Below are 20,599 nucleotides of genomic sequence, written 5' to 3' on the forward strand. Positions count from 1 at the left end.
CAGGTCAACTCAAGTCGGTTGACCGGTGCTTGCCAGTATTGCTTTCCCTGGAATAGTAGTGATTGACGGAGCTGCTGCAGCAGGAGCCTAATTTCCTGTGGAAATTTCCAGGTAGTCGATTTCGACAATGTAGTAGGTTACCCATTGTTCCAGTTGCTGCACCTCTACCTCATCGTCGAGGCGCTTTCCCAGTAGCGCGCGGGCGACCGGGGAATCCATGGAAATCAGGCCTTCCTTAACATTGAATTCGTCCGGTCCGACGATGCGGTACCGGACCGTGTTACCGTTTTCATCCTCCAGCGTGACCCAGGCACCGAAAAATATCTTTTCGCGATCGTCAGGGATACGATCCACCACGGTAATTTCTTCCAGGCGCTTGGTGAGAAAGCGCACTCGACTGTCGATTTCCCGCAGTCTTTTCTTGCCGTAGATGTAGTCCGCATTCTCGCTGCGGTCCCCGAGTTTCGCTGCGTCGCTTACAGCCTGGGTAACCCGCGGGCGTTCCACTTCCCACAGTTGCTTGACTTCGGCACGCATGCGCTGGGCACCCTCTGGGGTGATGTAGCGTGAGCCTCGCGGGCGCGGCGGTCTCCAGCGTCCCATATGGTATTTTCCTCGAGTCAACGATACCCAGATCGGATTTACTGGGAGTCAGCGGGGTCGCATCATATACGGAAATCAAGTGACCTGAAAACTGCGGCCCGCAGCAATGGGGGAGAAGCTATAGATTTGTCTTGCTAGTCATTAAATATGCGCGGAGAATTTTATCTCCAATAAGAGCGAGCGGAGGGTGTCGATGCGGATTCTGGTGGTTGAAGATAACGTAGATATTCTCGCAAACGTGCTTGATTATCTGGAAATGGGCGGCTTCAGCGTAGACTGTGCGCAGGATGGCCTCAGCGGTCTGCATCTCGCAGCGACCCATCACTACGACCTGATCGTACTCGATATCATGCTTCCGGGGCTCGATGGTTACCAGTTTTGCCAGAAACTCAGGGAAGACGCACGGCGTGATACCCCGATTCTGATGTTAACCGCCAGAGATGCACTGGATGATCGTCTGCGTGGACTTCGGGCAGGTGCTGATGATTATCTGATCAAACCCTTTTCACTGGCAGAGTTGGTGGCGCGGATCGAAGCGATTACTCGGCGGAGTCGGGGAGTAGGGCTGGTGGAGCTACGTGTAGCCGATCTCGTATTCGATCCGGCAACACATCAGGCTGTCCGCGCCGGTCAGCCACTCAAACTCAATCCCATGGGGACCAAGCTCCTGGTATTGCTGATGCGTAAGAGCCCTGCGGTGGTAAAGCGGGAAGTCATGGAAATGGAAATCTGGGGTGAAGATATCCCTGACCGAGATAGCCTGCGAAGTCACATACATCAGCTGCGTCAGGTTGTCGATAAACCCTTCGCGAAACAGCTGATTCATACCGTACATGGCGTTGGTTACCGTCTTGCGGAGATCGAATCGTGAGCGCAAGACAACCGTTAAAGCAGCGAATCGTTTTTGCCTTCGTACTGATGACGTTGTTGACCAGTGGTGCATTTTCTTTCGGAATCGTTGAAATTGTTCATCATGTCGAAGAGCGTCTGGTCTCCAAAGGCATGCGTTCGGATCTTGAAATCGCGGTGGATGCTCTCGGTACAGGGCGGGCAGTGCAATTAGACAAGAGTGAAAAGTTGTACACCACGGCGGCCAAACAGCTGTACCCACCTGCGGAGTTTCTTTCGCTGAAGCCGGGGTTTTCCGAGGTGGTCGCTGGGGAGCAGGCGTATTACGCATTCAAGTTACTGCGTGATGACCACACCTATGTTCTAACTCAGGATCAGCGTGAGTTTGAAGCTCGAGAGCAGTTGATTTATCAAGCGGTATTGGCTTGTTTTCTTGTCAGCCTGCTGATTGCCTGGGGATTAGGCGCTCTGCTGGCAAATCGGGTGTTGCAGCCAGTTGCCCAGCTTGCGAATGACGTTCGCTCTGGCGCTCGGTATCGAGGCAGTGAGCTACTCGCCAAAAACTACGCAGATGATGAGGTTGGAAGATTGGCCGAGGCGTTTGATAAGACCTTCGCGCAATTGCGGCGTTCACTGGATCGGGAAAAGCTATTTACCAGTGATGTCAGTCATGAGCTGCGTACACCGCTCATGGTCATTGGTACTTCATGCGAGTTGTTGTCGCATTCAACCGGACTTACCGACAAGCAGATGCAGCAGGTGGCCCGCATCCGCCGGGCCAGTGATGAAATGCTTGAATTGGTCGAAACGCTTCTATTACTCGCGCGGGAAAAGGGATCAATGACCGACAGTGTGAGTCTTGTGCCATTGGAAGATGCGGCGATCGAGCAGGATAAATTTTGGGGGCCACAGTTTGCGGCGCGTGGTATCGATTATCGCTGCACTCTGGAGGAGGCGGATGACAACCGGTATCAAGCGATATTTCTTCGGACGGTGATGTCAAACCTTCTGCGTAACGCTCTTCATTACACGGAAAAGGGCAGGGTAGAGCTGCAACTGTTCAATGGTGGATTTAGAGTGGAAGATACCGGGCCCGGAATCGCACCTGAGCAGCAATCACGGCTGTTTGAGCCATTCCAGCGTGGGGATCATGCCCGGGGGGAAGGGCTTGGTCTGGGACTTTCCCTCGTGAAACGGATCTGCGAGTATCAGGGATGGAGCGTCAGCGTCCGCCAGTTACAGCCGCAGGGATGTGTATTTTGCGTGGATCTAAAAGCTGATTAGAGGCGAAAGTGTAGTTTGGGCGCAATTTTTCTATTCCATTACCCGTTTTGACAAATTTTTGACATTGTCTGAACAAGAAATTGATTTCCTTAAGCCTAGTCTCTCGGTGAGTCAAATCGCCAGAGGCAAGGTTCTAGATGTCTGCGCAGAAACAACGTCAATATCCATCCATTCTGGTTATCGTCGCCGTTTCGATCTGGGTGACGGTAACCGGTAACTTTGCATTCTTTTCCAATTTGTTCGCCATATATCCGGTTTCCTGGAAGAATGCAGGGTTCATCTCTTCTCTGGTCATACTACTGATTGCATTGACCAACATCCTGATATCGACCTTCGCGATTGGGCGTTTGTATAAGCCGTTACTTATGATCGTCCTGCTGGTTTCAACAGCGTCGGCATACTTTATGGATACCTACAATGTCGTTATCAGCAGTGAGATACTCCAAAGTGCGTTGCAAACCGATGCATCCGAGTCGCTGGGACTGCTAAATGCCAGGCTATTTATTTATCTGGTATTTTCCGGCGTTCTTCCCTGCACCCTGCTTTGGTTCATGCCTGTCAGTAAACAGGCGGTAATTCGAGAGGCACTGTCTCGTGGAAAGCTAATTGTCTTGTCCGGTGCTGCAATTATTTTGATGCTGTTTCTGTTTAGTAGTAGCTATGCGTCGTTTTTTCGAGAGCATAAATCGGTTCGCTTCTATTCAAACCCTGAAACACCGGTATACACGGCGATAAAATACGTCCAGGGGAAGCTCGAAGATAGCGATGACACGTCATTTAAGAAAATTGGTCTGGATGCCAGACAGGAAGTGTCGGATCGAAAACGGCGGCTAATTATTTTGGTGGTTGGAGAAACCGCACGATGGGATCACTTTTCACTGAATGGATATACGAAAATCACGAACCCTATGCTGGCCGAACGGAATGTGTTCAGTTTCGATAACGTTTGGTCCTGTGGTACCGCTACTGCAGTGTCCGTACCCTGTATGTTCTCGCTGTTGGACAGAAAAAATTACCGTGAAAAGGTAGCCAAATCGACCGACAATGTGCTGGATATCGCTGAGCGGGCCGGAATAAATGTGGCGTGGATGGACAATAATTCTGACTCCAAAGGCGTTGCGCTTAGGGTTCCATATACCAGCTATCGAACTCCAGAATTGAATCCATATTGCGATGATGAATGCCGCGATATCGGTATGCTCGAGGGTGTCAGGAAGCTGGTTTCAGCTTCTTTATCCGGCGATATTTTGGTCGTTTTGCATCAGATGGGGAGTCACGGGCCTGAATATGCGAAGCGGTACCCGAAGTCTTTTGAACGGTTTAAGCCGAGTTGCTCCAGCAACTTGCTCGAAAAGTGTAGCCAGGAAGAAATTGATAACGCCTATGATAACTCGATTCTCTATACAGACTTTTTTCTTGGTCACGTGATTGACTACTTGCGCTCTGTGTCGATGGAGTTTTCTCCGGCGATGCTCTACGTTAGTGATCATGGAGAGTCTCTGGGTGAAAATGGTATTTTTTTACATGGTTTTCCCTATGCGTTTGCACCGGAATCCCAGAAGCATATCCCAATGATATTCTGGGCTGGGAATGAGTTTGGGCGGGAACATCGAAAATTGAAGGAACAGGGCTTCGAGCATAGAGAGTTCACTCAAGACAATCTGTTTCATACTCTGCTGGGACTTCTTGATGTGAAGACCGAAGTGTATCAGCCGAAGTTGGATATCTTTTATCCGTGAATATTCGAAGTTTTCTGGTCCAGCTGGGGATAGGGCTTTCCCTGTTGGCTATTACGATTCTGGTGTTCGAGCTGACAGAGCTCGACTTGTGGGTGCAGGATAACTTTTATATTTCCGGTACTGCGCACTGGTTAGTTGATAAGCACAACGATTTTTTTCGGCTCGTCTTCTACTCCGGACCCAAGGCGGTGCTGCATGTATTGTTCGTGTTGGCCCTGGTTACATTAACACTCTCGAAAAAAAGCAAGTGGGTCCAGCGCCATGAACCGGGAATAGTGATCGTGTTGCTGTCCACGATCGCAACGGTGCTTCTTGTCGGTTTCCTGAAGGATGTCACTGATGTGCCATGTCCGAGTCAGTTGACGATCTATGGTGGAGACTACCCTATTAGTAGCTTTTGGATTCATACTCTATCGCCTGAGCAGGCGGCTCGGGCCCGCTGCTTTCCCGCTGGTCATGCGAGCGGTGGATTTGCATTACTCTCCCTTGCTTTCCTGTTTCGGCGTCAGGTGAATCGTTGGTGTGGCTTTGCTTTGGGCATGGGGCTCGGTTGGATCCTGGGTGTTTACAAAATGCTTATCGGTGACCATTTTTTGAGCCACACCTTGGTGACCATGTGCCTGGCATGGATCGTCACAATAGCGGTTGCGATGGCTGTTACTCGCCTGTACCGCCGTTATCCGAAAGGGTTTTCCGGAAAGGCGTCTGAGCCCCACTGAGTGGTTGAACGTCCTTCGTTGACAATTTTTTGACAATTGGCCTGATAGATTTCGGGCATTGAAGTCAAATTGTTAACAGCGAAGATCCTTTTATGTATCGTCACAGGGCCCTGGTAGTCACAGGAAAATTTATTGCTTGTACGCTTTTGGTTTTATTGGCATCCAGGTTGTATCTGTGCATTGCCTATTTTGACCGGATTGGTTCATTTTCTGGTGTCATTGAAATTGTTCTAAATGGTATTCGTGTTGACCTGGTGCTGATGGGGTATCTATATACCTTACCGTTGCTTGCAGGTATTTGGATATCGGACGGGAAGCGTTCCAGGTACTTCAGTCGGTTATTAATGGCTTGGCTGCTACTTGCATTGGTCCTGGTTGTCTTTTTGGAAGTCGTAACCCCGGAATTCATTCGTGAGTATGACATTCGCCCAAATCGACTGTTCATTGATTACCTGATTTACCCCCACGAAGTTTTCAGTATGTTATGGCAAGGATACAAACTTGCTATCGCGTGGTCCGTTGGCGGCGTTGCGCTGGCATTACTTCTGGGGCGAAAGCTATTGGCTGGGACGGAGCTACTCGGCGAGCCTGGCTCGGTGGGGAGAAAGGTTGTATTGACAGTCGTGGTGGTTCTGGTCAGCCTCTTTGCAACCCGTTCGAGTCTCCAGCACCGCCCGTTTAATCCATCGATGGTGTATTTCAGTAATGACAACCTGGTGAATTCATTTGTTCTGAATTCAGCTTATTCGGTGCTTTATGCCGTATACAATACCTCGTCTGAAGCACAGGCCTCTGACCTGTATGGTCGCATGAGTTACGAGGATGTGATCGCCAGCGTCAGGCTCGGAGCTGATCAATCCGGAATACCTTTCGAATCCAGTGAAATTCCCACATTAAGGGATCACCTCGCATCAAATTCTGGGACGAGAAAAAATATCGTAATTTTGTTGCAGGAGAGTCTGGGCGCGCGGTTTGTTGGGAATTTGGGCGGTGAGGATCTTACCCCGAACCTGGATGTATTGATGGAAAAGGGGTGGCAGTTCACTCATGCCTACGCGACAGGTACGCGCTCGGTTCGAGGAATAGAGGCAGTATTTACCGGGTTTTCTCCCGGGCCGTCACGCTCGGTGGTAAAGCTTGATAAAAGTCAGACGGACTTTTTTACCCTGGCATCTTTTCTGCAAAGTCGCGATTACTTCACTCAGTTCATTTACGGGGGAGAGAGTCATTTTGACAATATGAAGAGTTTTTTCCTCGGTAATGGTGTGGAGGATGTTCGCGATCTGGCAACCTTTAGCAATCCCGGGTTTGTGGGTTCCTGGGGGGCGTCCGACCAGGATTTGTATCGGGAAGTACACCAACAGTTTTTGACCTTGAATCAGCGTTCACAGCCTTTCTTCAGTCTGGTATTTACTACATCCAATCACAGTCCCTGGGAATACCCTGACGGATGTCCCGCAAGTTATGCTGGTGATAGAGCCAGTAGAGAAAATGCTATTCGCTATGCAGACTGTGCTCTGGGGGAATTTATCCGCAAGGCGGAAAAATCCAATTATTGGAAGGACACGATTTTCCTTGTCATTGCCGACCACGATTCTCGCGTGCATGGCTCAAATCTGGTTCCAATTGACCACTTCAGGATTCCCGCCCTTATTCTTGGTGGCGGTGTGGAGGCGAAGGTCGATGATCGGTTGGTTTCGCAGATTGATTTCCCAACCACGCTTCTGTCTCTCGCCGGTGTCAGCGGGGCACATCCGATGCTAGGATTTGACCTGAGCAGAGATGTCCCCGTGGATAAACAGCGGGCAATGTTGCAATACGGAGAGAACTTCTCATGGCTGGGCGTGGATCATGCGGTAATTTTACGCCCGCACCTCCCGCCTAAAGTTTACTCCCACGATGGCCACCATTTACTCAAGGAGTTGGACCCCAGGGAGTATGCGGAGGAAATCTTGCATGTTCGTGGAAATGCCCTTTGGAGTAACCTGGCATATTCCTCCAAGCTGTATCGTCAGCCGAAAACACTCTAGGTCGTTGGCAGGTTAGCAATCTGGATGCCTGGGCCGGGTTGGGGCAGGGTAAACCCGCAGATGCGACTATAAAATTCGAGCTCGCCTTCCAGTGCCATTTTAATACTGCTGGCGGCGCGGAAGCCGTGGCCTTCATCTGCAAAGGTAATATAGGCTACCGGAATTCCCCGCTGCTCCAGTGCTTTGACCATGGCTTCGGCCTGATTTGGCGGCACAACTTTATCTTCCATACCCTGGAAAAAAATCACCGGGCATTGCAGCTGTTCGATATGGTTGATGGGGGATCTTGCTTGGTAAGTGGCTTCCGCTTCGGGCCAGGGACCGACCAGCTTGTCCAGGTAACGGGACTCAAATTTGTGTGTGTCACGGGCGAGGGTGGTTAGATCGCCAATGCCATAATGGCTGGCACCAGCGGAAAACGTATCGTGGAATGTCAGTGCCGCCAATACGGTATAGCCTCCAGCACTGCCGCCCTTGATCAACAGGCGCGCAGGATCTGCAAGTCCTTTGCGTACCAGGAAGTCTGCGCCCGCACAAACATCTTCGACATCCAGGATGCCCCACTGGTCTTTGAGTCGGTCGCGATACGCGCGGCCATAACCTGTGCTGCCGGAATAATTCACATCAAGAATGGCAAAGCCACGGCTGGTCCAGTATTGCACCTTGAGATTGAGCCCCGCGGATGTCGCGCCGGTAGGGCCGCCATGACTGAACACGATCAGTGGTGGTAATTCACCTTCCGGTGCCTCAAACCGCGGGTTGCAGGGTGGGTAGTAGAACGCATGTACGTTGCGCTCGCCGACGGTGTATTCAATGGCCTGGGCATGGGACAGCAAATCGGTGGGGAGCGAGATGCTGCTGCTACTGGCAAGGGTCTCGAAACAATCGCGAACGGTGTCATAGCGTGCGATCGACGGGAATTCCGCCGGACCGCTGGTAATGAACAGTGCTTTTCCGTCCTCGCAACAGATACCTTCAAAGTCGCAGCCGGGGTGTTCCAGCGTTCTGTGTACACCGCTGGCGAGATTGAGTATTCCCAGTTGCCAACACCCATTTTCACTGAAGGTACAGAACAGTGTATCGCAGTCCAGAAAGCCGTAGGTGGACATACCAAAGACCCATTGGGGCGTGGCGAATTCGGCGGCTTTGTTCCACAGGGGCCGCTCATCTCCCAGACAGTAGAGGTTCCACCAGTTGTTGCGGTCGGAAACATACAGCAGCTCGCCGTTCGGGGACCACCGTGGTTGAAAAATGGATTCCCCAGGCGCGCCGGCGACCTTGCGGGTCGTGGTCGGTATGCCCTCGGGGTTTAGCTCCGCCAGCATCAATTCCGTTGCGTCCCACGGCATATTCGGATGGTGCCACTGTAGAAAACTCAGCTGGTTGTGGTCCGGGCTGATCGCTGGGTTGGAGTAAAAGTCTGCGCCTTCCACCAGTACCTGCGGTGCCTCTGTGCCGTGGATATTCACCGCGACGATACAGGCAATGGCTTCGTGGTCCTGCAGGCGTTCATCTTCCTGAATACAGATCAGGCGCTGACGCGCGCTGTCAAGAACAAGGTCGGCGTAGCGAAATGGACCCTCCGGTGTTAATGGCTCCGGCACCTTGCTGTCCAGGGACATGCGATAAATACGCTGATCCGCTGCCAGCACAAAGTAGACCCATCCGTCACTCACGGTAAAGCTGCCACCGCCGTATTCATGTGCTTTCGAGCGCACACTCAGGGGCGCGGGCAACAGATCCTTTTTCCCCTGCGCCTCACTGTACTCCACCAGCACGGAACGGCCTTTTTCCGCCGGGCGAGACTCCAGCCAGTAGGCGCGGCCGTCAGCCAGGCAGGTTTCGCTTAGTCGCACATTGCCGGAAGTCAGCAATTTTGCGCTGATCTCTGAGGTCCAGCTGCCGAAAGGTGCTTTTGTACAGGTGGCGCTGGTTCGCGAAGGCGTAGTTTCAGGCATGGGCTGGTGAATACTCTGCAAAGACGTGGCGTGAGAAAATTTGCCCGCCATTTTACGTTGGTCCCGGGCTGGTACAAGCGGTGCTTGAATCTCCGGGACAACAGTATGGTTGAGCGGGCAATATTTTAGTTGCCGGGTCAATCACACCGGCTGCTAGTCTTAGATTGTATGCCTCTTTAAGGGGCCAAAGACGCCAATCTTGAGAATGCGCCCCCTATGTTGACGCTTAAGGTGGGATGCGCTTGTGGAGTTGCCTATGCAGGGATTCCTGGATGGCCTGGGAGCACTGGTCTCCTGGGGCAATAACCTTACCTGGGGTGGTATTGGTGGTGTCTGGTGGCTGGGCATATTGATCGTCGCGCTGTTGCCGGCGGGTGTCTACTTCACCGTGCGCACCCGTTTTGTACAGTTCCGTGGCTTCTGCCAGATGCTGCGGGTAATGGGGCACAGTTTCCGTAAAGAGCACGACGATTCCGTGTCTTCGTTTCAGGCATTTGCCACCAGTGCTGCGGCGCGGGTGGGTACCGGAAATATCGCCGGGGTGGCGGTGGCGATCACAGCCGGTGGTCCCGGTGCGGTGTTCTGGATGTGGGTGGTAGCGATGTTGGGTATGGCCACCAGCCTGATTGAAAATACGCTGGCGCAGACATTCAAGGAGCAGGGCGAGGTTCACGGCACGTTTCGTGGCGGTCCCGCCTACTACATCGATAAGGGATTGGGGCGACGCTGGAAATGGCTGTCGATCGTATTTTCTGTGTTCCTGGTGATCTGCTTCGGTTTCTTTTTTAACGCGGTGCAGTCCAACGCGATGGCGGAAGCCATTCACGCGGCCTGGGGTATCAATCCATTGCTGGTCGGCGTGCTGATCTCGGTACTGGCGGCGATCATTGTCTTTGGTGGTATCCAGTCCATCGGCCGGTTTGCCGGCATAGTGGTGCCGATTATGGCGCTCTGCTACCTCGCCATTGCCCTGTTTGTGATTTTCGCCAATATTTCCAGGGTGCCGGAAGTCTTCGGGATCATCATCAGCAACGCCTTCGGTTTTCAGGAGGCCGGTGCCGGCGCTTTTGGGGCGGTAGTGGCAAATGGGATCAAGCGCGGGTTGTTCTCCAATGAGGCGGGCATGGGGTCTTCACCCAATGTGGGGGCGGCTGCGGATGTAAAGCACCCGGTGGTGCAAGGCTATGTGCAAATGGCCTCGGTGTTTCTCGATACGATGATGATCTGCAGCGCAACGGCGGCGATCATTCTGCTCAGTAATGTCGAACTGAGCGGCATGGTGGAGGGGGTTACACTGACACAGTCTGCACTGTCCAGTCAGGTGGGCAGTTGGGGCAACAGTTTTATTGCCTTGGCTCTACTGTTCTTTGCCTTTACTTCCATCATTGCCAATTACTACTACGCGGAAACCAATATTTTTTATCTTTGGCACACGCGTTTCTCCATTTTCTGTTACCGCGCGCTGTATATCGCTTTTATCCTGTTTGGTGCCTGGGTAGCCTGGAGTGGCAGTGAAGGCAATTTCCAACTGCTGTGGAATATGGCGGATATGTCGATGGGCTTTATGGCCTCTGCCAACCTGCTGGCCATGTTGCTGTTGTCAGGAGTGGCGCTCAGGGTTTTTGCGGACTACGAAGGCCAAATCAAACGCGGGATTAAAGAACCGGTATTTGACGCAAGCCGCCATAAGATTCCGGGTATAGAGCCGGATGTCTGGCGCGGTGGGCCGCATATTCCTGGTGAGCACGGCGGCCCGCCAGAGCATCAGCAAAAAAAGTAGCCGTTGCCGTATCCCGGGGTCCGCATTTAACCCTTCGCACGCATTTTCGCCGATACCTCTGAGCAACAGGTTCAAACTTCAATCACTATTGCGGTGAGAGTTGGTCGCCGCTTCCGCTGTGACACCAGTCAGCGTTCCTGTAAGGCTGCGGTCCCGCCACAAACGTCTGAGAACCAGTGCGCACCCGCGTACGCTGGATTCCATTAATCTCCCCTCATTGATGCTTCGCCACCGCCACGATGTGCTGCGCTGAGGCGTTTGTTCTGTTTTCGGGGCCAGGAATTTCAAAAGTAAGGGGGAGGGAGCCGTTGATGGCGGAACAGCAAAAATTCCAGATTGTCTCTGCGGGAAAAGTCCTGCGGGATAAAGCTGTGGGCGAAGTGCTGACTGCGCTGGCTGAACGGTTCGCGATAACGACCCAGCAAGCGCGCAAGCTGTTTCTCAAGGGCTGGGTGATCAAGGATCAACTCTCACCGGCTGAGGTCATTCAGTACCGCACCCAGTTGCAACAGATCGGCCTGAAAATCGAGGTCCACCCCGCGGGGAAATTTGACAACCGTGCATTGCTGGCCCGAGTGCAGTTCGCCCAAAAGCGTCAGGCGCGGAAAGTTGGTCGGGAGAACACGGGCGCAGCGCATGTTGTCGGGGGCAGTGTAGTAGGGGCGAATGTCGTCAGGGAGAAAGTGTCATCCACTGCAAATGCAGGAAGTAGCAGAAGTCCATCGGCACAGGAGCCCAAAAAGCCGTTGCAGATACCCCCAGTTTCCCCGGTTTCCGATACTGCGGTCTCCCTTAAACAGGTTTCTGTCTCGGTTGCGGCGTCCGACTTGAACGCGGGTGATAATGCCAACCAGAGTGCTCCTCCATCCCCGCAAAATACGGCCATCCGCAAGCAGCTGTCCGCCCTCTTCACTGGCGAGCAGGGCGTGAGTTCTACTCTGGCGAAGACATTATCCTCCGGAAATATCCGACTGATGCTTGCCATGCCTGCCGCGGCACTGGTGCCGCTACTGATGGCGTTGGTTGCGCTAGCTACGGTATATCAAGCCGCTACGGCGTTGTGGAAAATACCCACCGCCGTTCTGCAGGGTACTTCGATGGCGGGCGCGCTTGTGGGAACAGGCCTCTCGCTGCTGGTGTTGGCTTTTTTCGCGGCAATGTTCTGGCTGCCGTATTATCGCGCCGGGTATGGCGCTACAAAAACCACGTTACGCCTGGAGAAAAATACAGCGCCGGGACTGTTTCAGATGCTGGAGCTGCTGAGTGACAAGGTCCAGGTGCCTGTGCCGCAGGGTGTACGCGTGCATCGTGGGGCGGAAACGGAAGTTTTACCAAATAATTTTTTATCTCATATGCGTGGCGAATTCACGCTTTCCATCGGCCTCTCGTCAGTGGTGACATTGAATGGGGGCGACAATCTTGCGCTGATTGCCCGAGCGCTGGGTTACTACCAGACCCGGTGCAGCCGGCTTGCCACCTGGTTGCTTGTAGTACCTGCGAAACGTTTGCAGTCCTTGCAGGAGGCGCTGGAGAACGGACAAAGTATTCTTTCTGATAACTCTGCCAGTGGTGTCACAGCACCGCTACGCAAGGTGATGGCAGCCTGCGGCTTGGTCGTGGTGCCGGTTGTGGAAAGGTTACAGGCAATTCACTATGCCGCAAGTCGACAGCTTGGTCGGGTGCTCGCAGAGCGTGCTGACTCGGTGGCGGCTTGTCTGGTTGGCAGTGAGGGCTTTTCCGCGTTTGTCTCGCGCTGGCACCAGCTGAGCCATGCGGAGCTGGTGACCGGGGAAATCAACCGGGAGGCGCAACTGGTGGGCAAGTGTCTGGCCGACTTTCCGGCTGCAGTGAACTGGCTGTACCACAACCTCGATAAGGAAACCCGAGCGAGTATCGAGTTGGCGATGGAGGATACGGCAGATCTGTGGCAACTCGCTGAGCCCGCCGATATCGCCCGCGTGTATAAGGTCGAAGACCGAAAACTAGCGTCTCTTTTGCAGCGCACAGACTTCAATTTCACCCGCTTGTTTGCCGATTTTCAGAGTTTGAGCGCCCGTGTCAGTCGGCTGGATGTTGACGATCACTGTCGCGCGGTCGAAAACCAGCTGCTGATGAGCGCGAGTAAGGAAACGGAAGAAGCTCAGCGGATTCTGGTGGCATTTTTCAACCGCATAGTGCCCGCCGATCTGCTGCCACTGCAGTTGCCGATCAGCGAAGATTTACAGCGGTTGGATTTGCAGCGCACCGTGGACTGGTTGCGCAGCCGGTTAATCGAGCTACAGGACCAGGAACAGCGACTTGCGAGCCTGCAGGTGCAGGGCGCGAAAATGCAGTTGGGCGCAGGTCTGATCCGCGTCAACTTCGAAGTAACACCCGCCGACTATTGTCTCGGCGGTATTGCTCGCGGGGCGATTGATGAGTCGATACGGGACAACCACACACGACTACAAGACTGCATGCAGCAGCGAGGGCAGATCATCTCCATGTTCTATCAGCGTATCCTGCACGCGGTTGAGGGGATGACGGCTTCAGGCCAGCGAGATTGTCAGGTGGCACTAGAGCGCCTGACGGCGTACGAGTATTTGCGGGAACCCCTTGTTGCGGTGGGGCGCTACGGGGATCTGATCAGTGTCGCAATTGATCGCCTACCGGTAGACAAGATTCCGCAACCGTTGTTGCAGAAGTATGTCACCCTCGCTTTGCAGCAGTGTGAAATATTGTCAGTGGCGGTCAGAAATGGCGCGGCTGAACTGGGCGTTGATCTTGCGGATCGCCTGGATCTGTTCAATGAGGCACGGGAGCGACTTGTCGCCGAAGGCCAGCGCGACCCGCTGACGCGTTTACAGGCGGTGGAGTTACATTGCAAAAACCTGGTGGTGCTGGTCATGGAGAGCTATCACCAGTGTCTTGCCGGATTACTTCAGGTATGCCTGGCAGAAGAGCAGCGCAGGAACATTCGGCCGTTGCGCCTGGCCGGCGCACTTTAGCGGCGGCCAGAATGACCGTTCGCGGACGCCTGCTGCAGTCGCGCAGGTGTCGGCGCGGCGGCGAGTCAACCGCCAGCCAGTTTTACCTTCAGATTTTTCGTCTCCAGTACGGCTTTGATCTCTTCGCGTTTGTCGCCCTGAATCTCGATAACCCCGTCTTTCAATGTGCCGCCGCAGCCGCAACGCTTCTTGAGTTCTGCGAGAATCAGCTTGAGTTCGCTGTCGGCGCCCTCCAGGCCACGCACACAGGTCACGCCTTTGCCTTTGCGGCCCTTGGTCTCCCGCTGGATGCGCACGATGCCGTCGCCCTGGTGGCGTTTTTCTGGCGCGGCAGCTTCTTTGATTCTTCCGCGGTCGGTGGAATATACAAGTCGGTTTTTGTCGCTCATGGAAACCCGTCAGTCGGTTGGATCTGGGGCGGTTTGCCCGGGCGGCAAGCATAGCTGAAGGTGGGTGGGTGCTTAAAGGCTTGAATCTGAACCCGTGGCTTCGGCTAAAATGTCACCCATTCCCGCATTCAAAATAGCAATCCAGGGCGTGGCTCAAATACGCTGCAGATCCCTGGCTGCCCAATAAGGAAAATATCGGATGGCCCTGACTGGTACCCGCAAGTGGCTAAATGAGGTGATTTTTGGCACGGATACCCCCGCGGGAAAGAACTTCGACGTTATTTTAATCTGGACCATCCTGGTCAGTGTTGTGCTGGTGTTGTTGGCGTCCGTGGAAAGCTGGTGGGTGCGCTACGGCGATATCTTCTTCGTGCTGGAGTGGTTTTTTACTGCGCTGTTCACGGTCGAATATTTTGCACGTATTTACTGTGCGAAGGATCGTCGCTCCTACATTTTCAGCTTTTACGGGGTTGTCGACTTTTTGGCGATACTGCCCAGTTATCTCGCCCTGATCTTTACCGGTGCCTCCTACCTGATGGTGATCAGGTTGTTGCGGGTGCTGCGTATCTTCCGCATTCTGAAATTGGTCCGGTATCTGAGGGATGCCAATCTACTGGTGCGCTCGCTGTGGCAGGCGCGCCGGCGGATCCTGGTGTTCTATTCCTGCGTATTGGTGTTGTGCATCATTTTTGGCAGTGTCATGTTTGTGGTCGAAGGGCCGAAGCACGGCTTCACCAGTATCCCCAAGAGTGTCTACTGGACCATCGTGACCATCACGACCGTGGGCTTCGGGGATATCACTCCGCAAACCCCACTGGGCCAGGCGATTGCCTCCATGACCATGCTGATTGGCTACTCGATCATCGCCGTGCCCACCGGCATTGTGACCGCGGAGCTTGCCCATGAATTGCGCAAGGACAAGCAGCTGGCGCGCTGTCACAACTGTGGCCGCGCCGGGCATGACAGCGATTCCGAATACTGTAAGCACTGCGGCTACAAGCTGGAGGATTTCGATCTGCTCGCGGAAGAGTAGGGGGATGGTATCAGGTGCACCTTAACAGCCCCCGGACTATCCGCTATCCTTGCGCCCCGTTTTCGCCGCCGTCACTGGCGGCGCCCATCATTCACCTTTCTCGATATTGGTAATCCGCACCGATGGATATTCAGGGATACTGTGCCCCGGGGTTTGAAGCCCTGTACGATGCTTTCGCCATCAACTTCAGCGACCACGGCGACGTGGGAGCATCATTCTGCGCGGTTCACCAGCAGGAGATAGTGGCTTCTCTGTGGGCGGGAAGTGCTGATCGGGGCGGGGAGCGGCCCTTCGAAGAAGACACCCTGGTCAATGTATTTTCATCCTCCAAGGGTATTCTCGCCCTGATTGCCCTGCAGCAGGTGGCGGCCGGAAACCTGGATCTGGATCTGCCGGTGGCCCATTACTGGCCCGAGTTCGCTGCGGCGGGCAAGCAGAGCATTACCGGGCGCCAGCTGCTGTGTCACCGTTCCGGTGTGATTGCCTTCCGTGACCGGGTTGCCGACGAACTGATTTATGACTGGCAGGGGGCGCTAACTCAGGTAGCGGGCACCGCGCCCTGGTGGGAGCCCGGTACGCAACAGGGATATTCGCCGTTTTTGTACGGTTGGACGCTGGGTGGATTGATTGAAAAAGCCAGCGGCCAGTCATTGATGTCACTGTACCGCGCTGGAATTGCCGACCCATTGGCTCTGGCCGGCGGATTCGGTGCGGTGGGGCACCGGTCGGCGGAGATTGCCGACGTCGGCGCATTGAAGAAGCCCCTCCCGGAGCTGCGTGACAATGCCATCGGCCGTTCGATCAAGCAGGACCGCCAGGGACCTGTGGCCACCGCCTTTACTAATCCGGTATCACTGATGACAGGGACCAATAGCGAGCAGTGGCGAAGCGCATTGATTCCCGCGGCAAATGGCCATTTTTGTGCCCGAGACCTCGCCACCGTCTACGGTGATCTCGCCAGTGAAGATCCGCAGCTGCTGCCGCGGGATCTGCTGCACTCTGCCACCGCGGAACAGAGCCGGGGTCAGGACGCCATATTGCAGGCAGACGTTGCCTTTGGGTGCGGCTTTATTAAATCCGCCGCTGCGCGAGACCTGCAGTTTGGCGGGCCCGCGGGTTTTGGGCACCCGGGTGCCGGTGGTAGTGTCGGATTCGCAGATCCGGAGGCCGAACTGGGATTTGGCTATGTGACTTCCCGGATGGGGCAGAGTCTGTTTATGGATCAGCGGGCTATTGGCATGATGGAATGTCTGTACCGGCTGCTGTAAAAAACTGAGGCAGTAACTATGAAGAACGAAGTGCAACAGCTCTGTGCCCGAGTGGATGAGCTGGAAACTCGTCTGGCTTTCCAGGAAGACACAATCACTCAGCTGAATGACGTGATTGCTGCCCAGGACGCCCAGCTCAGGGCCCTGCTCGGCAGGGTGAAGGATATGGCGGACAAATATCAGGACCTGAGCTACGAAATGCAAAAGGGGCTCAAACCTGGTGACGAAAAGCCGCCACACTATTGATGCCTCAAGCAGGGCCGGTCAGCGGATTTGCGGTGGTGCCCGGTGAGTTGGCAGCGGTTGCAACCATTGCGTGACGGGCATTTCAGCCGGGCATTGCGCCCGGTTCCTTATCGCTGTCGCGAAAGTCAGAAAATCCCGCTTTTTCCCGCCAAGTCAAGCCTTGACAATATTTTTTCCACACGAGGCGACCTCTTTTCCCCAATGTGGCCAATCGGGAGATAGTTGGTACACAAATATTAAAATCATCCGTAACTAATTGATTTTTATATATAAATTTTCTCTGCATAAAAAATGCACAATTCGCTGGTGGCAAGGGAGTACGCCGTTTGTCACGCGGTTGCCCGGTTTCATTCACAAACTTATCCACAGATCCTGTGGAAGAACCAATTACACGCAGGCACACGAAATGCGGTGTTTCGTCGAAAGGGTATCCACGTAACGACATCTCGCAGTGCATCGTTCCATCCCCGCGAGCGATACTCGGGGAGTGCCAGTTCGAAAGCGCCAATAAAAGCATCAATAAAGGAGACTGTGGCCGACAAAAAATTTCTGCAGGAGGGAGACAAATTGTTTTGCTACAGAGACATGTAGCAGACGACAAAATTGAGAGGTGGGCGCTAGACCTTGCGAGACTTTCCGCATAGTCTTCCTGCCCATGGCGGATGCGGTTCAGCTTGTAGTCAGTTAGGCCAAGCAATACTGCATTCACAAGCCGGATAAAGGCGGCACAGTGCAAATGGCATGGGGGATTTCCCGGGTGAAAAACCCTGTGTTTTATGCCAATACCCGGCTCGCCGGATTCTCACCCGTCATCAGTAAAAGCGTTAGGAGAAGCTTAAATGAAAAAATGGGTAGCAATTCTTGCCCTGGGCTCACTGGTCGGTTGTACCACCCTGGACCCCTATACTCAGGAAAGTAAAACCAGTAATGCTGCCAAAGGCGCAGGGGCTGGTGCAGTAGCGGGGGCGATCATTGGTGCAGCTACTGCCAGTAAGAGCGATCGCAAGAAGGGCGCCATTACCGGTGCTATCGGCGGTGCGGCGATTGGCGGTGGTGTCGGTTATTACATGGATCGCCAGGAAATGGCCCTTCGCCAGCGCCTTGAAGGCACCGGCGTTCGGGTACAGCGAGAGGGTGACAACATTCGCCTGATCATGCCGGGTAATATCACGTTTGCGACCAACCGTTTTGAAATCCGCACCGATTTCTATGACACACTCGATTCCGTGGTACTGGTTCTGAACGAATTCGACAAGACCGCAATCCGTGTCAGTGGCCACACCGACAGCACTGGCTCTGACGTTACTAACCAGACGCTCAGTGAGCGTCGCGCGGAATCCGTCGCCGGTTTCTTCACCACTCGTGGTGTTGCCGCTGGTCGTGTACAGGCAGTGGGCTATGGCGAGCGCTATCCAATTGCCAGCAATGACTCAGACGCGGGCCGCCAGGCCAACCGTCGGGTAGAGTTGGAATTGCTTCCGATTCAGTAACGAGACAAGAGGGCGCTTCGGCGCCCTTTTTTATTGCAGCAAATAACGACAGGGATTGGTTATGGTAGCGCGCACATCTATCACTGGGGGCGCTCGCAAAGTCGGTTACCGTTCGGGCCTGCGCTTCGGTTTAGGAATTTTGCTGCTGGCAGGTCTTTTATCTCCATTAGGCGCTCTGGCTGGCGAAGACACCCGGGCGATTTCTTCCGAGACACGACAACCTGAAGCCCCGGGTTCCGCCGCGGAGGAACAAGCTGTGTCAGATGCCGCATTTCAAGCCGGGCCCGCCGTGCCGGAGCAGGGCACAGATGATTATTCGGAGGCCGCATACCTGGCGGACGATAGCTTTTCCCTGCGATTGTTTAATGCGGAACTGGTTGCGCGGGTAAAGGTTACCGGCATCCACCGAATTATCGATAAAGCGCTTTCCGAGCCGGGCATGGTGGCGCTGTTGGGGTATGTCTACTCCGGTATTACCCAGAAAGTGTGGAAAGGCGATCCCGCGAAGCTGATTGCTTTCCGTCTGACCCTCAACGATTGCGACCGCAAGCTGAAGCGGGGTGAGCAGTACCTGATTTTTGCGCAGAGCGATATGCTCGGCCGGCTGAAACTCACCGGCTGTGAGGCGGTAGTTTCAGAATCCGAAGCCGGCGCGCTGCTGGTCAAGCTCGATCAATACTACCAGGGGTAAGTTTTCAGGGGCCGAGTATCGGGGGGTAAGTATCGGGGGGTAAGTATCGGGGGATAGTATCGGGGGATAGTATCGGGAGTGGCTAACCGCGGTTCAGCCCCTCGCCGCGGCGCCGAAAACGATGTGGTGTAGATTGCTATCCGGCACAGGATGCCCCCCAATAGAATCCCTTCAAATAGACAACCGGTTTTTTAGAGCGATTTAAACTTACCTGTAGGAACAAAGTTCCTTGAAGTGCGCCAATTGAAGATTATTCTTATCAGTATTGGCGTCGGCTTCTTCTGTGGTTCTCTTTTGAATCTCGGCAAATACAGGGGCTGCTGCCAACCGGTAACGTCAGGGCAAATGGAGCCTGTCAGCGGGATTCAGGAGTGCGTACGTGTTGTACCGCACCTTCCCAGGAGTTTGTCACTTTCGTTCTGAACAGTTCACAACTGACAAGGGGTCATTGGGTTTATGATGAAACTACTTTTGCCACTGATTATTCTGCTGCTCATTATCGGCTATTTCATGTCGCAGAAATCGCACGACGCCGTAGACGATGCCTACGACAAGCTGGAAAAACCGGGCACTGAAAGCATGGAAACATCGCCAGTTCCCGAGCCTGACGTAGACACCACCATTCCCCCGGATAGCGACGAGACACCGATGCCGGAGGAGCCCGAATCCACGCTGAGGGATGAGGCCCGTGAAGCCGGTGATGCCATCAAGGGCGCCGTCGACGAGACCGGCGATGTGATTAAAGGTGCAGCCGAAGACGCTGGTGATGCCTTGAAAGATGCAGGTGAGGCCACCAAGGATGCTGCGGAAGATGCGATGGACAAACTGAGGCACGAAGACAAAACTGACGACGAGCCCCAATAGCATCGATAGATCGATAGATCGATAGTTCGACAGGAGTGTTGATAGTGCCGATGGGAGTCTATCGACAGCAATAGAGCCACACCGGATATGACCGGTATCACATAAACAAAGCCGCGACTGGTTCGCGGCTTTGTTGTTTCCTACCCTTTTAATAGCAGGCAAATAGAATTTGTCAGGTTCATTGCGGTACTCCGGTAGTTCCTAAGTTGTGACAGACCATGATCGAGCATTGCTGGCATCACGATCACGAAATTCTTGAAATTCGCCCCGTCGCGGATTTAAAACCGTCCGAGTTTCGCGCATTGGCGGCGCAGGTAGATCCGGTTATCTGTGCCCATGGAAATTTACAGGGTCTTCTGATTGACGCGCGGCATGTGCGCGGGTGGCAAAACTTTGCCGCATTGATTTCCAATTGTGTGTTCATTCGCAACCAACACCGTCACCTGCATCGGATTGCAGTACTGTCGGATAACATCATGCTGGGGTTTATGCCGCAGCTGCTCAATCACTTTGTTTCCGCAGAAGTACGCCCCTTCCCGGCGGAGGCAGAAGAGTTGGCACTGGATTGGCTGTTGCACTCAAGACGGGGATCAATCAGCGTCGGACAAAAATAAATGCACTGCTGTCAGGCGTAGACCGACCGGGTCAATACGGGTAAATTTCCGTCTT

18 protein-coding genes are annotated in these 20,599 nt (G+C 53.9%); 14 read left to right on the forward strand and 4 right to left on the reverse strand.

Going from position 1 to position 20,599, the window contains the following annotated elements; translation table 11 throughout:
* Positions 1–87: 87 nt before the first annotated feature.
* A complete protein-coding gene (gene greB, locus PVT68_RS01035; RefSeq protein ID WP_280320718.1) occupies positions 88–603 on the reverse strand; it encodes a transcription elongation factor GreB in 516 nt (171 codons plus the stop codon).
* A 193-nt stretch (positions 604–796) separates the two neighbouring features.
* Here greB and PVT68_RS01040 point away from each other — a divergent pair, with 193 nt between their 5' ends.
* From PVT68_RS01040 to PVT68_RS01060, 5 genes are all read left to right on the forward strand, one after another.
* Positions 797–1,474 carry a response regulator transcription factor gene (locus PVT68_RS01040; RefSeq protein ID WP_280320719.1) on the forward strand — a complete coding sequence of 226 codons (678 nt, stop codon included), beginning with the start codon at positions 797–799 and terminating at the stop codon, positions 1,472–1,474.
* Entirely contained in the window at positions 1,471–2,736 is a 1,266-nt protein-coding gene (locus tag PVT68_RS01045; RefSeq protein ID WP_280320720.1) for a sensor histidine kinase, read from the forward strand. Before PVT68_RS01040 ends, PVT68_RS01045 begins: the two co-directional genes overlap by 4 nt.
* 137 nt (positions 2,737–2,873) lie before the next feature.
* Positions 2,874–4,475, forward strand: a complete 1,602-nt coding sequence (locus tag PVT68_RS01050; protein WP_280320721.1) for a phosphoethanolamine transferase — start codon at positions 2,874–2,876, stop codon at positions 4,473–4,475.
* Positions 4,472–5,194: a phosphatase PAP2 family protein gene (locus PVT68_RS01055; protein WP_280320722.1), complete on the forward strand. Its 723-nt coding sequence runs from the start codon at positions 4,472–4,474 to the stop codon at positions 5,192–5,194. Before PVT68_RS01050 ends, PVT68_RS01055 begins: the two co-directional genes overlap by 4 nt.
* Positions 5,195–5,286: 92 nt before the next feature.
* Entirely contained in the window at positions 5,287–7,224 is a 1,938-nt protein-coding gene (locus PVT68_RS01060; RefSeq protein ID WP_280320723.1) for an LTA synthase family protein, read from the forward strand.
* Here PVT68_RS01060 and PVT68_RS01065 read toward each other — a convergent pair.
* On the reverse strand, positions 7,221–9,233 hold the full coding sequence (locus PVT68_RS01065; RefSeq protein ID WP_280320724.1) for a S9 family peptidase: 2,013 nt from the start codon (positions 9,231–9,233) through the stop codon (positions 7,221–7,223). The two genes, PVT68_RS01060 and PVT68_RS01065, sit on opposite strands and share 4 nt — an antisense overlap.
* A 205-nt stretch (positions 9,234–9,438) precedes the next feature.
* Between PVT68_RS01065 and PVT68_RS01070 the strand changes: the two genes are divergently transcribed.
* Positions 9,439–10,962 (forward strand): alanine/glycine:cation symporter family protein, encoded by a 1,524-nt coding sequence (locus PVT68_RS01070; protein ID WP_280320725.1) that lies wholly within the window; start codon positions 9,439–9,441, stop codon positions 10,960–10,962.
* Between the two features lie 311 nt (positions 10,963–11,273).
* Positions 11,274–13,949, forward strand: a complete 2,676-nt coding sequence (locus PVT68_RS01075; protein ID WP_280320726.1) for a hypothetical protein — start codon at positions 11,274–11,276, stop codon at positions 13,947–13,949.
* A 65-nt stretch (positions 13,950–14,014) separates the two neighbouring features.
* Here PVT68_RS01075 and yciH read toward each other — a convergent pair whose 3' ends face one another.
* Positions 14,015–14,338 (reverse strand): stress response translation initiation inhibitor YciH, encoded by a 324-nt coding sequence (gene yciH / locus PVT68_RS01080; RefSeq protein ID WP_280320727.1) that lies wholly within the window; start codon positions 14,336–14,338, stop codon positions 14,015–14,017.
* A 199-nt stretch (positions 14,339–14,537) separates the two neighbouring features.
* Between yciH and PVT68_RS01085 the strand changes: the two genes are divergently transcribed.
* The 3 genes from PVT68_RS01085 to PVT68_RS01095 all read left to right on the forward strand — a co-directional run bounded on the left by PVT68_RS01085 (position 14,538) and on the right by PVT68_RS01095 (position 16,885).
* The gene (locus PVT68_RS01085; protein ID WP_280320728.1) at positions 14,538–15,371 is read left to right on the forward strand and encodes an ion transporter; all 834 of its coding nucleotides are present in this window, start codon (positions 14,538–14,540) and stop codon (positions 15,369–15,371) included.
* Between the two features lie 122 nt (positions 15,372–15,493).
* Positions 15,494–16,639 carry a serine hydrolase domain-containing protein gene (locus tag PVT68_RS01090; RefSeq protein WP_280320729.1) on the forward strand — a complete coding sequence of 382 codons (1,146 nt, stop codon included), beginning with the start codon at positions 15,494–15,496 and terminating at the stop codon, positions 16,637–16,639.
* Between the two features lie 18 nt (positions 16,640–16,657).
* Positions 16,658–16,885: a SlyX family protein gene (locus PVT68_RS01095; RefSeq protein ID WP_280320730.1), complete on the forward strand. Its 228-nt coding sequence runs from the start codon at positions 16,658–16,660 to the stop codon at positions 16,883–16,885.
* A gap of 82 nt (positions 16,886–16,967) precedes the next feature.
* Here the strand turns inward: PVT68_RS01095 and PVT68_RS01100 are convergent, their stop codons facing one another.
* Positions 16,968–17,240 carry a hypothetical protein gene (locus PVT68_RS01100; protein ID WP_280320731.1) on the reverse strand — a complete coding sequence of 91 codons (273 nt, stop codon included), beginning with the start codon at positions 17,238–17,240 and terminating at the stop codon, positions 16,968–16,970.
* Positions 17,241–17,724: 484 nt separating this feature from the next.
* Here PVT68_RS01100 and PVT68_RS01105 point away from each other — a divergent pair, with 484 nt between their 5' ends.
* From PVT68_RS01105 to PVT68_RS01120, 4 genes are all read left to right on the forward strand, one after another.
* Entirely contained in the window at positions 17,725–18,375 is a 651-nt protein-coding gene (locus PVT68_RS01105; RefSeq protein WP_280320732.1) for an OmpA family protein, read from the forward strand.
* A 61-nt stretch (positions 18,376–18,436) separates the two neighbouring features.
* On the forward strand, positions 18,437–19,066 hold the full coding sequence (locus tag PVT68_RS01110) for a hypothetical protein (RefSeq protein ID WP_280320733.1): 630 nt from the start codon (positions 18,437–18,439) through the stop codon (positions 19,064–19,066).
* 456 nt (positions 19,067–19,522) lie between these two features.
* The gene (locus PVT68_RS01115) at positions 19,523–19,930 is read left to right on the forward strand and encodes a hypothetical protein (protein WP_280320734.1); all 408 of its coding nucleotides are present in this window, start codon (positions 19,523–19,525) and stop codon (positions 19,928–19,930) included.
* Positions 19,931–20,148: 218 nt separating this feature from the next.
* A complete protein-coding gene (locus PVT68_RS01120) occupies positions 20,149–20,544 on the forward strand; it encodes a SpoIIAA family protein (RefSeq protein WP_280320735.1) in 396 nt (131 codons plus the stop codon).
* Positions 20,545–20,599: the final 55 nt, after the last annotated feature.

The organism is Microbulbifer bruguierae, assembly GCF_029869925.1.
In the GTDB taxonomy this organism is placed as follows: Bacteria; Pseudomonadota; Gammaproteobacteria; order Pseudomonadales; family Cellvibrionaceae; genus Microbulbifer; species Microbulbifer bruguierae.

Excerpts from the sequence above, each read along its gene's own strand:
- greB (WP_280320718.1), bottom strand. The coding sequence starts at position 603 with ATGGGACGCTGGAGACCGCCGCGCCCGCGAGGCTCACGCTACATCACC.
- PVT68_RS01040 (WP_280320719.1), top strand. The coding sequence starts at position 797 with ATGCGGATTCTGGTGGTTGAAGATAACGTAGATATTCTCGCAAACGTG.
- PVT68_RS01050 (WP_280320721.1), top strand. The coding sequence starts at position 2,874 with ATGTCTGCGCAGAAACAACGTCAATATCCATCCATTCTGGTTATCGTC.
- PVT68_RS01060 (WP_280320723.1), top strand. The coding sequence starts at position 5,287 with ATGTATCGTCACAGGGCCCTGGTAGTCACAGGAAAATTTATTGCTTGT.
- PVT68_RS01065 (WP_280320724.1), bottom strand. The coding sequence starts at position 9,233 with ATGGCGGGCAAATTTTCTCACGCCACGTCTTTGCAGAGTATTCACCAG.
- PVT68_RS01070 (WP_280320725.1), top strand. The coding sequence starts at position 9,439 with ATGCAGGGATTCCTGGATGGCCTGGGAGCACTGGTCTCCTGGGGCAAT.
- PVT68_RS01075 (WP_280320726.1), top strand. The coding sequence starts at position 11,274 with ATGGCGGAACAGCAAAAATTCCAGATTGTCTCTGCGGGAAAAGTCCTG.
- yciH (WP_280320727.1), bottom strand. The coding sequence starts at position 14,338 with ATGAGCGACAAAAACCGACTTGTATATTCCACCGACCGCGGAAGAATC.
- PVT68_RS01085 (WP_280320728.1), top strand. The coding sequence starts at position 14,538 with ATGGCCCTGACTGGTACCCGCAAGTGGCTAAATGAGGTGATTTTTGGC.
- PVT68_RS01090 (WP_280320729.1), top strand. The coding sequence starts at position 15,494 with ATGGATATTCAGGGATACTGTGCCCCGGGGTTTGAAGCCCTGTACGAT.
- PVT68_RS01095 (WP_280320730.1), top strand. The coding sequence starts at position 16,658 with ATGAAGAACGAAGTGCAACAGCTCTGTGCCCGAGTGGATGAGCTGGAA.
- PVT68_RS01105 (WP_280320732.1), top strand. The coding sequence starts at position 17,725 with ATGAAAAAATGGGTAGCAATTCTTGCCCTGGGCTCACTGGTCGGTTGT.
- PVT68_RS01110 (WP_280320733.1), top strand. The coding sequence starts at position 18,437 with ATGGTAGCGCGCACATCTATCACTGGGGGCGCTCGCAAAGTCGGTTAC.
- PVT68_RS01115 (WP_280320734.1), top strand. The coding sequence starts at position 19,523 with ATGATGAAACTACTTTTGCCACTGATTATTCTGCTGCTCATTATCGGC.
- PVT68_RS01120 (WP_280320735.1), top strand. The coding sequence starts at position 20,149 with ATGATCGAGCATTGCTGGCATCACGATCACGAAATTCTTGAAATTCGC.